Below are 13,517 nucleotides of genomic sequence, written 5' to 3'. Positions count from 1 at the left end.
GCATGTGAGTTCTCGTGCATACTCGAACGTATTGCTGATACCGATCCCCTCGGCGGTGCGTGCTCGGCAGGCGGGTATTCGAACAGCACGGCGAAAGAGGTCACGATGGAGCGCTTCGTCAACGGCATCCCGGCCAGCGCGATCACCGGAGCGAAATGGATCAAGAGTGCCTGTAGCAACGCTCAGGGTGCGTGCGTTGAGCTGGCGAAATTGCCTGATGGGGAGATCGCGGTGCGTAACTCGCGGCATCCCGAGGGGCCTGCCCTGGTCTACACACAGGCCGAAATCGCGGCGTTCGTAGCGGGTGCCAAGAGCGGCGACTTCGACCATATGACTGCCTGAGTCAGGGTAAAGAAGAAGGAAGGTTGCGGCGGACATGCGGGCCTCATCTTGAGATAGTGATGGGCACCGCCAGCGCACCAGGAGCAGGAGTTCTGCATGTCCGCCGATCACCGGGACCGACCGTTGACCGTGAACGCTCTCCCCTTGCCGCGCGAGGGAGAGAAACCGGTCGCCGCTGGCAAGGTGCTGGGCGCGTATCTCCGCAGGCTGCGCAGGGAGCAGGGACTGACGATCAAGGACGCGGCACCGGTGATCCGGGCATCCGTCTCCAAGATCAGCCGCATGGAACGCGGGGAGAATCCGCCCAGAGAGCGGGACGTCCTGGACCTCGTCGACCACTACGGAGTGCGCGACCCTCATCAGGTCGAGGCGGTCCGGGAACTGCTGAAGCAAGCTACGGCCAAAGCGTGGTACGACGAGTACGCCGATGTGACGCCAGGCTGGCTCAAGCGCCTGATCGGGCTTGAAGACTCGGCCATCGAGATCCGCACCTACGAAGTCCACGTCGTCCCCGGACTGCTGCAGACTCCCGGCTACGCGAAGGCGATCGTGACATCCGGTCTTCCGAACGCGAATGAAACCGAAGTCAGACGGCGCGTGGACCTGCGGATGGCCCGTCAGAGACTGCTGCACGGTCCCGGCAGGCCCCAACTGGTGGCCCTGCTCGACGAAGCCATCCTGCGTCGTCCCGTGGGCGGCCCGGATGTCATGGTCGAACAGCTCGAGTACCTGCTGTTCGCCGCAGGGCGCAGCGGGATCACGATCCGGGTGGTGCAGTTCATGAGGGGCGCCAAGATCGCCCCCAGCACTCCGGTGACGTACCTGAAATTCGCTCCGGGAGGCCCGGCAGAGCTCGTCTACCTCGAGCAGGCTGCCGGCGCCATGTACATCACCAGCGAGAGCGACGTGGAGAGCTACCGTTACGTGCTCTCCGAGCTGTGGGGGGCGGCAGCGTCACGGAAGAAGACCATGGAACTTCTCCGCGGAGCGATAAAGGACTACGCAGGGCACCCTTCTCAGCGGCGGCGCTGAGAACACCGCCGCCCAGGGTTCAGGGAAGACAGACAACTCCTCCGTACTCCTGCCACCTGCGGGTGTGCTGCTGCGGCATGACAGGGGAGTCCGGCCGCCAGGCGGAGACTTCGACCAGGCCGGGATCGAGCAACTGCATGCCGCTGACGAAGGCATCCACGTCGCTCTTCTCCCGGACACGGCCCCAGTTGTGGCCCGTGGTCCGCAGCATGAACTCCGTAGCCGCCTGCCGGACGGCCGCGCTGTCGCTGACGAGGTGGCAGAACACCAGGAAGCTGCCGCGGGCCAGCCGACCGGCAACCTGCTGGATCACGCTCTGGGGCCCAGGGAGGTCAGGGATGCGGTGCAGTCCGGAGGCGAACAGGGCGGCCACAGGGGCATCACGGTCGATGAGACCGGTGACATCGGGATGGTCGAGGGTGCCCTCGATGTCCGTCATCTTTGCCCGCACGATGACCGTCTCGTCGTTCTCGTCCAGCAGGGTGCGGCCATGCGCGAGAACGATCGGGTCATTGTCGATGTAAACGACCCGTGAGCCGCGGTCGACGCTCTGGGCGACCTGGTGGACGTTGTTGCGCACCGGCAGTCCGGATCCGAAATCGAGGAACTGGCGCACCCCGTAGTCCCGAGCCAGGACACGTACCACCCGCTCGAGGAACAGCCTGTTGTTCCGGACCAGGGTGCGGGTGCAGGGCGCGATGTTTAACAGGGCCCGGCAGGCCCTGCGATCGGAAGGAAAATTGTCCGTCCCCCCCAGGTACCAGTCGTACATGCGGGCGATACTTGGGGTGTTGATGTCAATAGAGTGAGCAATGGGATTCTCCCCGTGATCCATTCGACCCCCTCGCCTCCCCAGTGTGGAGGCACGTCGGCAGCAGGAGGCCATGCTAGAGAGGGCAGCAGCCCAGCACCCGCTCTCTGAGAGAAGGACCCCCCCAAAGGCTGACGCGCGCTGGACACGGAGGGGGAGTAATTGCTGTCCTGTCTTCCTTAATCCGTCAGCCGCCCGGCACACCCCCTGTCCCGGGCGAGCGGAGAATTCCGGAAAGCCGCCGCGGGATACACCGCTCGGCCATGAGCAGATGCGACGCCAGGACCGACGGATCAATCCCCATGAGATCGGCGGCCTCGGTCAGCGTCATGCCCAGCCGGTAGTGCAGCACCACCGCGTCAGCCTGCTCGGCAGGCAGCACACCGTAGAGCCCGCTCGCAGCGTCCACCGAGCCCGGCCCGCCCTTGTCGGCGGCAGCAACGCACCGTCCCAGCAGCCGCCAGGAGTACGCCGCAGGACGCGTCCCGCTGCCCAGGACCAGTGGCCACTGGCTCGCCAGATGCCCGAACGTGGTACCCACAGCGCCGGCTGCTCTGTCACCGACGCGGAGGCGGGCGTAACGCAGATAGCGGTCCCGATACAGCTGGCGGAATCCGGCATAACCCTGGACAAGGGCATCCGCGGTCCCTCCCGGCTGAGCCATAGCAGCCTCCCCTCCGGCGCAACAACGCCCCACTGTCTTCCACCGACCGCGCCTTACGAGGACGTCCCGACATCGCCGGTACCGGCCTCGGTTCCGGGCAGATCCGAACGGGGCAGTCCCCCTTGGGGGAAGACATCCCGGGAGGCGAGAAACGCGTAGTGAAGGTCCTCCCACAACGGCCTGATCGACGCCGCGTCCCCGCCCATCCGCACCACCAGCTCCTCGACCGTCCACCAGTCAGGAATGAGGTCACCGTCGAGCACCTCCCGGACGGTCTCCTCGGTCAAAGACGCTCCTCCCTCCTTGACTAAACGCCGCAGGTCAGGCTTGCCTGCCGCCAGATACAGCCCACGTAGCGCCGACTGCAGACGCGTCGCGGTCGCGGCCACCGACTGGCGCGCCGGGGGACAGACGCCCTGAGCCCGCTCCCACAGGAACTTCAGATCCCCAGCGCTGCCCCCGAAGATCGTGGCCAGCATGTACACCACCGGCCAGGCCGGTAGCCGCGACCCGGCAAGAACCCGCGACACATAGGACGGAGACAACTCGGCCTGACGGGCGGCCTCCTGGAGCGTCACCGAACTCGTCCGCTGCAGGTCCAAGAGCGCAGCGGCCAGCTGACGCCGTGCCCCCCCGCCGCCGGCGCCCTCCGGAACAGGTGACTGCCGACCGGCGGCTCCCGGCGCACCCCGCGGTGGCTCGGCGTGCTTGAGCGGTGCAGGCCGGTGCTGATCGCGGCGGGCGAGCAGACGCTTCACCTTCCGCTCATTCCACCTGACCCTCGCCGTCTCGACGCTGACCCCCGCAGCCTGGGCCACCGCAGCCCACCCAGTTCCCTCAGCGCGCGCATCCTGCACCGCCGCTGCCACGTAACAGGCCACGTTGGCCGACAACCGGTCCGCGTGCGCCAGCAGTTCAGCCAGCGGCGCCTTCTCCCGCTCGGCATCGGCCAGTCGGGCGGCCAGAACCAGACCGTCGTCCGCCACCTGCCGCCCCCACCCACAAGACCCTGCAGGCTGCGCTGCTGCGGCCTCACCGTCACGTAGCCGCTGCGCCCGTCGGCGGCAGGACGTTTCGCAGTAGTCCTTCTTCCGGCCCGGTCCCGTCCGCTGACGGAAACGGCGTCCGCACTGCGCACAGCGCGCGTAGACAGCCGACGTACCCATCTTGTTTCTCCCTCCCACCGGGACACCTCTCCATCCGAGGCGGAGCAGAAAATCCCTGACGCATCCGGCGTGCGACCGTCAATGCAGGCGGGTGCCTGCTCCGGCAAGGTCTCCGGCCTTCCGGAACAGGCACCCGGTGTCTCACAGGAGGCGAATCCGCAGGTAGTGGACGCTTGAATAACCCGGGGCAGCCACCAAAGCGCCCAGCGGGAGCGCCCATACGGATGGGAGACTGGATCCGGCCGCAGTCATCCAGATCACGATGACCGCCAACAGCGCGGCCCGCAGCCGCAGCGTGACACGCCAGGCAACCAGCGCACGGCTTTGCCAAGACGATAGCGACGGCCTGCTACGTTCACTTCTCGCCGAGGCTCGCTGAACGGCTCCTCGGAAAATTCGGTCGAGCATTACCCAAATCCAATGTTCGAACGGACGGGCCCCAGGGCGGCTGCATTCCGCCCTGAGGCCACATCATGCAGGTACTCATGTCCCGCACAAGACGTAAACGTACAGCCGGTCACACAACCCCTGCGGCCATGCAAACGCTTCGTTGACGCGGCGCGCAAACCGCCCTTATCGACGTTCGGTCGGATCCCCGCATCAAAACGAAAGAACCCGCTCACGAAGCGGTCTTGAGCGGTCGGCGGGCTGGTCAATCCGCGCCGCGTGAGCCGATTACGGGCTTAAATGCACAGCGATGCCGTCATTCCTGTAGGTGCCGTATAAGCGGTAGATTCACCCGTTCGGGGTCATGCAATGCACGTGCAGATGCAATGAAACGGGCTTTCGGTTTCCGGCCTCGAGCGTGGGCCCGGGGCCTGTCGCCTGTCTAAAGGGCCCTGGATATGCGGGAGTTGCACCCTCCCGCGACTAGAGCATGCCACCGGAATCGCAGTCGGATCCGTCAAATCAGAGAGTCGGCAGAAGCTGGCCTGCAGCAGAGACTCCAGCGGTGCTCAAGGGAACCCCTCAATACTGGTCGGCAACCTCAGGGCAACTCGTTCTCCCCTCCCGTAGCCACCGGGGGAGGAGAGAAGAGGTGAAGTCGAGGAGACGGAGCCAAGCCGCGAGGGCTGATCCGCAGGCGTATCCGGCACTGATCCGTAACCACTCTCAACCGTAGGCCGAGGGATCTGTCCAGAAGAGGACCTCCTCAGAACCTTGCTCACACAATGAACTCTCCGGGGCGAAGAGCGTGCTGGGCCTCTGGCCGGACGCGGGGGCGGCGGGGGAGTGGTGAAGGGGCTCGGTGACCACCGCCGCATTCGCGGTGACGGCCGCGCAGGTGCGGCATGTGTCGGCCAGTCGCCAAAGGCGCCCGCTGTGGTCGCAGGTGAGGAGCAGGATCAAGGGACCGCCGCAGCCGCGGTGCCGAGGGTGCCACTGGCAGCCGTGTTCGCCGCACTGACAGGTGCGCAAGTGGTAGGCGAGGGCCTCGCCGTGTGTGTGGTGGGCCAGGTGGGCCACTACGGAAGTGCGGACATCTGGAGATCCGGTGCCGACGGGGACCGGGCCGCAGTGGTCGCACAGCAGGGACAGCCCGCAGGAGTGCGTGCGGATTTCCACCGTCCAGGTGCGCCGTCCCGGGTACGTGGTCGTGCTGGATCCCATCGGTCGTCATCCTCCGTGCCGTGCCTGGTGTCGCCGGCTCTGCCCCTCGCTCCGTGTCTGGGGCGGGACGGGCTGGCGGTGGTACACGCTAGTGAAGACGTCTGCCCTGAGCATCCGGCCGACACCTGGCGGAAATAGGGCAGACGTCTACACTGACGAGGCAGGGGTCTGCACCGTGCGATGGACGGGTGACGATCTTCCCGCCCGACGCCAACCTCGACGAGCTCCGCCTCGAGCTCTCCCGGCTGCGGGCTGCACGCGGATGGACCTACGACGAACTCGCCGCCCGCAGCGGCCTGTCCCGCCGCACCCTCATCGAGATCGAACAGGGCCGCACCATCGGCACCCTCGCCACCTGGCACGCCCTCGCCCACGCCCTCGGCGCCCCCGTCGACCACCTCCTGGGCACCCTCTGCGCGGGCCACGAACCCCCCGCCGCGCCGACAACCTGATCCCACTCCCACCCAGGCCCGCTGAGCCCGGCCAGAGCGACCACCCGAACCGACGACGGCCCCCCGAACGGAAGATCCCCCAGGGAACACGGGTGCGGCGTATTGCGACCAGGCGGGGGACACCCGCGGCAGCGCTGCACCCCATACGGCATGTCACCTGCCAAGTTCCCGCCCATGCACGCCACGAACCCGCGCGCCGCTGACCTGGCCTGGGACGGCAGCCCGAAACACCGCCGCCCCCAGCGCTTCTTGCGCGTAACCCCAGACAGCCCCACCCGCCTCCTACGCACCGCCCAACAAGGCCAGTGCTCCGCCTGCGGCAACCACATCGAGTGGTACGACCGCACAACCGGCCACAACCCCATTCCGCTCCATCCCCTCGAACTGCCAGCAACTGCCGTACCTCCCTCCCACCGGTGGCACATCGACTCCGGCATCGCCCACCCCGCCGGCGACGGCTCACCCTGGTGCCGCGTACGCCACCGCGCCCTATGCCCCGCCACCCCCGCCGAAGCCCACAGCAGCACCATCGACGCCCTACGGCGCAACCTGGCCCTCACCTCACGCCGCCTACAAGACACCGGCCACTTCACACCACCCCCACCCCCACACCCCGACCCACCAACCCCCGACACAGCACCGCAGGCTCGGCCAGTCGTGCAATTCCTGTGCCTGCGCTACCTCGCCCCCGGCCCCCTCGAACACATCCCCTGCGTAGCCCAGACCCGCGCCCGCCGCCGCTGCCCCCACCCCGTCCTCGACCCCGATGCACTCCCCGGCACCTGGATCCTCGCCCCCCTCCACCCCGGCCACCACCCAGGCCAACTCCCGCTGACCGAACTATGGATGGCCCTCTACGACCTGACCCACCTGCCCTACAGCGAACAACTCCGCTGGCGCGCCCAACGCTGCACCGCCCACGCCACCGCCCCCGAGGCCGCCGACATCGCCCGCACCACCTGGGAACCCTTCAACCCCCGCACCCACCACCAGCACATCCAGCACCACCTCCCCAACGCTGCCCCACCCTCGGCCCCGTGGGGGCGCAGGTGACGGACTCCGCCTCCCGCGTGCTGATCTGCGGCAGCCGACGCTGGCCCTGGCCCGACACCATCACCACCATCCTGGACCGCGCCGCAGCCCGCCACGGCAACGACCTCGTCATCATCGAAGGCGGCGGCACCGGCGCCGCAAGCGCCGCCCACCACTGGTGCACCGACCACGACCTGCCCGCCTGGCGCCACCGCTGCTACCCCCTCACCCCAAGCCCTGGCCGCCGCAGACGCACCCACTGCTGGAGCGAAGCCGAACGCAACCAGCGGATACTCCACGACGAAGGCCCCCGCCTGGTCATCGCCTTCCAAGAGAACTTCCACCCCCACCACTCCGGCAGCACCACCGACATGTGCCACCGTGCCCTCGCCCACCAGATCCCCGTCTGGCTCGTGCCCACCGCCGACCCCGACAAAGGCCTGTGGCTCAACCCCAGCCACTACACCAAACCGCAGCCCAGCCACGCCGCACCGCACCAAGACCGGACCGGTCCCCAAACCGCCACCGCCCCATCCCAGACGCCGGCCAACAGCTCATCTGAAACGCAGGCACAGCCCGAACCCACCACATCCCCCTGACCTGCCCGACCGCCCCGCCCAGGCAAAAACCGCACGACAACCGGATACGCCCCGCACGAGAAAACACCCCCATGACCGTGCTGCCCGCCCCACCACCTGGCGACCGCATCGACGGAGTCGTCGACCACCTCGTCCACGTCACCTACGACCACCACACCATCCTGCGCCTGGCCACCGCCGAAGACGCACCGACCTCCCTCACGGTCACCGCGGTCGGCAAAGCACTGTTCGGCACGCAGCCGGGGGAGAGCCTGCGCCTGACCGGCACATGGATCAACCACCCCCGCTACGGCCGACAGTTCAAGACCGAGACCTGTGAGCGGACCTGGCCGGCCACCGCCCGCGCGATCCGTCTCTACCTCGCCTCCGGAATGATCCACGGCATCGGCAAGACCCTGGCCACCGCGATCACCAGCCAGTTCGGCGAGCAGACCCTCCACGTCATCGACACCGAACCACAGCGCCTGCTGCAGGTCCACGGCATCGGCCCCACCCGCCTGGAACGCATCACCCAGGCATGGCGCACCCAGAAGACCATCGCCGAGATCATGGTCTTCCTCCAGGGCCTCAACATCCCCGCCCACCTGGCCGTGAAGATCTACCAGACCTACACCAAGGCCGACCAGGACCCCATGGAGGCCATCCGCCACAACCCCTACCAGCTATGCCGCGACATCCACGGCATCGGCTTCGAGACCGCCGACCGCATCGCCCTCGCCACCGGAATCCCCAAACACAGCGACCAACGCCTCCAAGCCGCCCTCCTCCACACCCTCGCCCAAGCCCGCAGCAACGGCGACTGCCACCTACCCGAACGCATCCTCCTCGCCCGCACCCGCCACCTCCTGAGCGACGACGACCCCACCACCACAGAAATCCTCGAAAACCCCATCCTGCGCCAAGCCCTGGAGGCCCTGCGCGCCCGCGGCGAGACGGTCATCGAAGACCTGCCCACACCCGTCGTCGAAGACGCCGACATCCTCCACGCGACCACCGTCGTCAGCCTCACCTGGATGCACCGCGCCGAGACAGGGTTGGCCGAAGACCTCCTGCGCCTGCACCACGCCCCACCAACCCTGGCCGACCGCGCCGACTGGACCACCCTCCTCACCCACACCGCCCCCAACAGCCTGACCAGCGAACAACAACAAGCCGTCCTGGCCGCCCTCACCCAGCCGCTATCCGTTGTGACCGGAGGCCCCGGCTGCGGCAAAACCCACCTGCTGCGCACCCTCGTCACCCTCGCCGACCAGGCGGGCATCTCCGTCGCGCTGGCAGCCCCGACCGGGAAAGCCGCCAAACGCATGGAAGAAGCCACCGGGCACACGGCCATGACCGTGCACCGCCTGATCAGACCCCCACTCGACACGCCGCCCCAGACTGATCACAGCAGCCTGCTGGAGGACGCCGACCTGGTCGTCATCGACGAAGCCTCCATACTGGATGTCCCACTCGCAGCCCAGCTCACTTCGACCATCCGCACCGGCTGCCACCTCCTCCTGATCGGCGACACCAACCAGCTGCCCAGCATCGGCCCCGGCCGCGTCCTGCGCGACCTCCTCGCCGTCCCCGACACCCCCCGCACCAAGCTCACCCACGTCTTCCGCCAGGACAACGACAGCACAGCCATCATCGACAACGCCCACCGCATCCTGCGCGGCCAGCCACCCCAGCCAGCCCCCGGCATCTTCGGCTGCCGCCCCCTCGAAGACCCCCAAACCATCGTCGAACACGTCGTGGACCTCGTCACCACCCTCATCCCGCAGCACTTCGACGCCACGCCCGAGGACATCCAGGTTCTGTGCCCAGCCCGGCGCCACGCAACCGGCACCCTCGCCCTCAACGCCCGCCTCCAGGCCAGGCTCAACCCGCCCTCACCGGACAGGCCGCAACATCACCACGAGGGAGTCGTCTTCCGCCTCGGAGACCGCGTCCTGCAGATCCGCAACCAGCCCCACCGCGGCCGCACCGGCGTCTTCAACGGCTCCACCGGCACCATCACCGCCATCGACACCGAAACCCGCCAACTCGCCGTCACCCTGAACGACGGCGAAACCGTGCCCTACGCCTTCAGCGATCTCGATGAACTTCTCCACGCTTATGCACTGACGGTTCACCGTTCTCAGGGCAGTGAATACCCCTACGTCGTCATCCCTGTCACGACGTCGGCCGGACCGCTTCTCCAGCGCAATCTCCTCTACACGGCCGTCACTCGCGCTCGCCGCGGCGTTGTGCTTCTCGGCCAGCCCACCGCCGTGCACCGGGCCGTGGCCAACACCCACACCCGGCGCCGCTTCACCGCACTCGAACACCGCATCCTCCGGCGAGCCACAACTATGTCCCATTTTCGCGGGCCCAGCCTCAGCGGACAACTCGCCTGGTAGTGGAACACATACGGAAGCCGCACTTCCGAGACGGCGGGGCGGGTGGTAGCCGCCCCTAGTCGCTTGGACTGAGCAAGGTCCGGGTGAGCACGTGGGTGTGGCCCGAGCGAGCGTCTGCTTCAGCCTCTGCGGCCTAACGGCGTGTGAGGTTCGCGGCAGTACCGAGTGATTTGCTTGCCTGTCATCACCTGCTCCACTGGGAGGATCCGCGCATGCTGACTCCAGCCTGGCTGAACACCAAGGACCGGTTCATACCCGGAACCGAGCTCTTCCGCTCCGACCGGGCCTTCACCGTCTGGGCCTACACCATCAGCCACAGCCAACTGTTACTGCGCACTCGAACGACCATGGTCGACGGATCCTGCAGCTCCCGCATCGACGTTGTCTTCAAGCCCATCCAGGCCATGAAGGTCAGGATCGAGTACGACGGACTCGTCATCCGCTGCGCCACCGAAGCCGAGGTCGAGCGCATCAAGGCCGAGAACACCGGCACCGACGGCGATGCCCGCTGCCTCATCCTGGAGACCGAAGACGACCAGGACTACGTCATCACCCACGCCGTCGGCTGGCACGAGGACATGGAGACCGATCGGAGCCCGAGCAGGCTCGCCGGCTTCGCTCCCGGCAGCGACCCCAACCGCATCTTGAGATAGAGCACGGCCAACCCGGCTCTCAGGACCAAGATCGAAGTTCAGAGAAGCTGAGTGCCAGGCCCTGACGCTCTTCACCAGCCGCGCCTGTCCGGGGTCGATCTGGCACGGGTGGCGCTGAAGGCGGCGAAGGAAGCCGCCCGGCGAGCGGCCCGGCGGTCGGCAACCGAAACGGCGTGGCCGCATGCTGCGCGACGGCCGGGACCCGGCCGGTGTCGGCGCGGCGATCGGCGGCCTGGTCGCCGCCCGCGCCTGGGACGTCCCGACAACGGGCGGCACGGTGCTCCAGCAGTGGCCGGCCATCGCCCAGGGCCTGGCCGTGCACGTCGCCGCAGTCGCGTTCGATGCGGCCACCGGGCAACTGGACCTGCGCCCTGATGCCGCTCTTTGGATCTCGCCGCCCCTGCTCGGCACGCCCCGCAAACAGGCTCAGTCGATCTCCCCACATCGTCCAAGATGCAAAGAAGTGGGGCAGGGCACCCCGGAGCCCTCAGCCGCGGTCCGTGGCAGACCGCCAGTGCGGGCGCAGTTCCTCAGCTGCTGTGCTGGCCTGGGCCTCGCCGGCCTGGTAGGCCGCTGTCCACGCTTCAGGGTCGCCCTGCTCGGCGTCCAACAGGAGCACCGCGGCCGAATCGGGGGCCACGAGTTGGGCGCCCTCGGTCGTGGGGCGGGGGTGGCGGTGGGCGAGCGGATCGATGACCACCACGGTGCGGGTGCCAGCCGCCAGGTCGATGTTGGTGCCGTCTCGCAAGGCGCCGTCCAGGTAGCGGCGGCCGTCGACGGCGACGGGAGGCTCGACTCCAGGGAAGGCGCTGGACGCGGCGACCGCGCGCACCAGTGGGACGCCGGCGGCGGCGTCCCACACGATTGGCTCGCCCGTCTCGGCGTCAACGGCCGGGATCAGCAGAGGGCGCTGCGGCCAGCTCTCGGCGGCGATCAGTGTGGCGCGCTGGGCGATCAGGCGGTTCTCCGCCTCCTGGTCAACCGTTTCCAAGGCGATGCGGCCCACCCGGCGACGGGCGTCGGCCGGGTCCAGGCCCGGGTCGCCGAGGACGGCGAACACCGCGCCCATCATGGCCGGATCGGGGCGGCGCGGCGCGGATGAGGCATCGGCGGAGGGTCGGGCGGGGAGGGTGGCGAGGCGGGCGGGGTTTTGCCCGGTGGCGAGGACTGCGCCGACGATCGCCCCGGCGGAGGTCCCCACGATGAGGTCGGCCTCGCCCAGGTCTACCCCGTAGCCGCGTAGGCCCGCTGCCAGTCCGGCCGTCCATGCGGCGCTCAGTCGCCCGCCGGGCCCCAGAACCAGCGCCTGGTCAAGGTCGTGCATGCCGTCGGTCTCCATGGCTCTCCGTCCGTTATTGAAACACCTGTGTCATATACTGGCACAGCCTTGTCGGATGAAAGGACGGTGCACCGTGGGACGACCTGCCGATCCCGACCGGCGGGAGCGCGTTCTGGCGCAGGCCACCGACCATGTCCTCGCCGAGGGACTGGCCGGACTGAGCCTTCGTCCGCTGGCCGCGGCGCTGGGTTCCAGCCCCCGGATGCTGCTCTACGACTTCGGGAGCAAGCAGGAACTGGTGGCCGCCGTTCTCGCCGAGGCGCGCCGGCGCGGCGCGGAGCGCCTAGCACACGGCCTGCCGCCGAGCGGCGCCACTGTCGAGGACCGGCTGCGCGGCATCTGGGCCTGGCTGAGCGCGCCTGAGCGCGCCCCGTTCGTCCGGCTGTTCTTCGAAGTCCATGCCGACCTACTGGCCCACCCCGAGAACTACCCGGACCAGGCCGGGGCCGTCACCGACTGGTTCGGCCCACTGCGCACCGTCTTCGCCGACATCACCACCGGGAACGACGACACCGCGACCCCCACCCTCGTCATGGCCGTCATCCGCGGGCTGCTGTTCGACCTCACCACCACCGGCGAACGCGAGCGCACCGATCTCGCCCTGGAGCAGTTCGCCGCCCTCCTGCAAGCGCCGATCGCCAGCACTCGAAGCGGACAACGTCATGCGTAACCTCCGGCCGCATCAGCCCTTTGACTGGGTCCGCAGTCAACTGGCGGGAAGAGCGACTCTGGCGAGATCCAAAGAGCGCCCGCGTCCCGTTGCACCGCCACAGGATCAGAGGGGTGTTGTTAGCCCTCTTGCCCCCCTTCGCGGCCAGGCACTTGTCGTGGTGGGCGCCCGCATACGGCCAGATCCGGCAGTGGCGCTGCCCTGAGCTGCAGTTGAAGATGAAGCTCTGGTTCGTGCGGCCGTTGCAGTTCCACAGGATGAGCTGTGTACCCTTGCGGTAATTGCCGGGGATGTCCACGCAGAGGCCCATGTTCCGCGCCGGGTGAATCCGGTAGGCATTGTGGAAGTCGAGCGCTTCGACGTACCACTTCTGGTTCGACTGTCCGACGCAACGGTATTGGTCAATTTTCGCCCCTTTGCGTACGCCCCCGTGGGCGGTGATGCAAGGGCCGCTGAAGTGCTCCGGAAGCCACCGGTAAGTGCCGGGGAAGCGCAGCGCGTTTTCAGCTGCCTTGGCTCCCTGTGACGCTGTTGCGGCGGGCGGGTCGGCCTGCGCGGGGACAGCTGCAGCCAGGCCGCCGGCCATGGTGATCGCCGCCGCGGCGAGCATGAGCCGGTTGTACATGTGCATGATCCGATTCCCTTCTCCTCTGGTCTTGTCTGACAGGCAGGACGCGCCGGCGGGGCAGTTCGACGGGACTCGCCCAGCCCTGCAGCAGTGGGACTCATCGCCTAGCGAGGTGGTAGCCGGCGGTCGGTTTC

Annotated in this window: 13 protein-coding genes; 8 read left to right on the top strand and 5 right to left on the bottom strand. The window is 68.0% G+C overall.

The window, feature by feature from the left end; genetic code table 11:
• The first annotated feature begins 105 nt into the window (after nucleotides 1-105).
• Nucleotides 106-342: a DUF397 domain-containing protein gene (locus tag ACWY4P_RS00340; protein WP_456208068.1), complete on the top strand. Its 237-nt coding sequence runs from the start codon at nucleotides 106-108 to the stop codon at nucleotides 340-342.
• A gap of 96 nt (nucleotides 343-438) precedes the next feature.
• Complete coding sequence (locus ACWY4P_RS00335; RefSeq protein ID WP_456208067.1) at nucleotides 439-1,374, top strand: helix-turn-helix domain-containing protein; 936 nt, start codon at nucleotides 439-441, stop codon at nucleotides 1,372-1,374.
• A 19-nt stretch (nucleotides 1,375-1,393) separates the two neighbouring features.
• On the opposite strand, the gene ACWY4P_RS00330 is transcribed toward ACWY4P_RS00335, so the two are convergent.
• From ACWY4P_RS00330 to ACWY4P_RS00320, 3 genes are all read right to left on the bottom strand, one after another.
• Nucleotides 1,394-2,209, bottom strand: coding sequence for an SAM-dependent methyltransferase (locus ACWY4P_RS00330; protein WP_456208066.1), 816 nt, complete (start codon nucleotides 2,207-2,209; stop codon nucleotides 1,394-1,396).
• A gap of 163 nt (nucleotides 2,210-2,372) precedes the next feature.
• Nucleotides 2,373-2,849 carry a sigma factor-like helix-turn-helix DNA-binding protein gene (locus ACWY4P_RS00325; protein WP_456208065.1) on the bottom strand — a complete coding sequence of 159 codons (477 nt, stop codon included), beginning with the start codon at nucleotides 2,847-2,849 and terminating at the stop codon, nucleotides 2,373-2,375.
• 53 nt (nucleotides 2,850-2,902) lie between these two features.
• Complete coding sequence (locus tag ACWY4P_RS00320; RefSeq protein ID WP_456208064.1) at nucleotides 2,903-3,835, bottom strand: helix-turn-helix domain-containing protein; 933 nt, start codon at nucleotides 3,833-3,835, stop codon at nucleotides 2,903-2,905.
• A gap of 1,979 nt (nucleotides 3,836-5,814) precedes the next feature.
• On the opposite strand from ACWY4P_RS00320, the gene ACWY4P_RS00315 reads away from it, so the two are divergent.
• The 5 genes from ACWY4P_RS00315 (at nucleotide 5,815) to ACWY4P_RS00295 (ending at nucleotide 10,746) form a co-directional block, all read left to right on the top strand.
• Entirely contained in the window at nucleotides 5,815-6,078 is a 264-nt protein-coding gene (locus tag ACWY4P_RS00315) for a helix-turn-helix transcriptional regulator (protein ID WP_456208063.1), read from the top strand.
• 174 nt (nucleotides 6,079-6,252) lie between these two features.
• A complete protein-coding gene (locus tag ACWY4P_RS00310) occupies nucleotides 6,253-7,131 on the top strand; it encodes a DUF6083 domain-containing protein (RefSeq protein ID WP_456208062.1) in 879 nt (292 codons plus the stop codon).
• Complete coding sequence (locus ACWY4P_RS00305; protein ID WP_456208061.1) at nucleotides 7,116-7,709, top strand: SLOG family protein; 594 nt, start codon at nucleotides 7,116-7,118, stop codon at nucleotides 7,707-7,709. Before ACWY4P_RS00310 ends, ACWY4P_RS00305 begins: the two co-directional genes overlap by 16 nt.
• 71 nt (nucleotides 7,710-7,780) lie before the next feature.
• A complete protein-coding gene (recD2, locus tag ACWY4P_RS00300; RefSeq protein WP_456208060.1) occupies nucleotides 7,781-10,093 on the top strand; it encodes an SF1B family DNA helicase RecD2 in 2,313 nt (770 codons plus the stop codon).
• Nucleotides 10,094-10,305: 212 nt separating this feature from the next.
• On the top strand, nucleotides 10,306-10,746 hold the full coding sequence (locus ACWY4P_RS00295; protein WP_456208059.1) for a hypothetical protein: 441 nt from the start codon (nucleotides 10,306-10,308) through the stop codon (nucleotides 10,744-10,746).
• A gap of 487 nt (nucleotides 10,747-11,233) precedes the next feature.
• Here ACWY4P_RS00295 and ACWY4P_RS00290 read toward each other — a convergent pair whose 3' ends face one another.
• On the bottom strand, nucleotides 11,234-12,070 hold the full coding sequence (locus tag ACWY4P_RS00290) for a patatin-like phospholipase family protein (protein ID WP_456208058.1): 837 nt from the start codon (nucleotides 12,068-12,070) through the stop codon (nucleotides 11,234-11,236).
• 88 nt (nucleotides 12,071-12,158) lie between these two features.
• Between ACWY4P_RS00290 and ACWY4P_RS00285 the strand changes: the two genes are divergently transcribed.
• On the top strand, nucleotides 12,159-12,755 hold the full coding sequence (locus tag ACWY4P_RS00285; RefSeq protein ID WP_456208057.1) for a TetR/AcrR family transcriptional regulator: 597 nt from the start codon (nucleotides 12,159-12,161) through the stop codon (nucleotides 12,753-12,755).
• On the opposite strand, the gene ACWY4P_RS00280 is transcribed toward ACWY4P_RS00285, so the two are convergent.
• Nucleotides 12,649-13,341 carry an RICIN domain-containing protein gene (locus tag ACWY4P_RS00280; protein WP_456213359.1) on the bottom strand — a complete coding sequence of 231 codons (693 nt, stop codon included), beginning with the start codon at nucleotides 13,339-13,341 and terminating at the stop codon, nucleotides 12,649-12,651. The two genes, ACWY4P_RS00285 and ACWY4P_RS00280, sit on opposite strands and share 107 nt — an antisense overlap.
• Between the last annotated feature and the right edge of the window lie 176 nt (nucleotides 13,342-13,517).

Source organism: Streptomyces sp. LZ34 (genome assembly GCF_053890475.1).
Note: the sequence above shows the minus strand (reverse complement) of the source record. Positions and strands in the feature narration are given on the sequence as shown.

Coding starts and splice junctions, on each gene's coding strand:
- ACWY4P_RS00335 (WP_456208067.1), top strand. CDS start 439: ATGTCCGCCGATCACCGGGACCGACCGTTGACCGTGAACGCTCTCCCC.
- ACWY4P_RS00325 (WP_456208065.1), bottom strand. CDS start 2,849: ATGGCTCAGCCGGGAGGGACCGCGGATGCCCTTGTCCAGGGTTATGCC.
- recD2 (WP_456208060.1), top strand. CDS start 7,781: ATGACCGTGCTGCCCGCCCCACCACCTGGCGACCGCATCGACGGAGTC.
- ACWY4P_RS00280 (WP_456213359.1), bottom strand. CDS start 13,341: ATGGCCGGCGGCCTGGCTGCAGCTGTCCCCGCGCAGGCCGACCCGCCC.
- ACWY4P_RS00290 (WP_456208058.1), bottom strand. CDS start 12,070: ATGCACGACCTTGACCAGGCGCTGGTTCTGGGGCCCGGCGGGCGACTG.
- ACWY4P_RS00330 (WP_456208066.1), bottom strand. CDS start 2,209: ATGGATCACGGGGAGAATCCCATTGCTCACTCTATTGACATCAACACC.
- ACWY4P_RS00295 (WP_456208059.1), top strand. CDS start 10,306: ATGCTGACTCCAGCCTGGCTGAACACCAAGGACCGGTTCATACCCGGA.
- ACWY4P_RS00310 (WP_456208062.1), top strand. CDS start 6,253: ATGCACGCCACGAACCCGCGCGCCGCTGACCTGGCCTGGGACGGCAGC.
- ACWY4P_RS00340 (WP_456208068.1), top strand. CDS start 106: ATGGAGCGCTTCGTCAACGGCATCCCGGCCAGCGCGATCACCGGAGCG.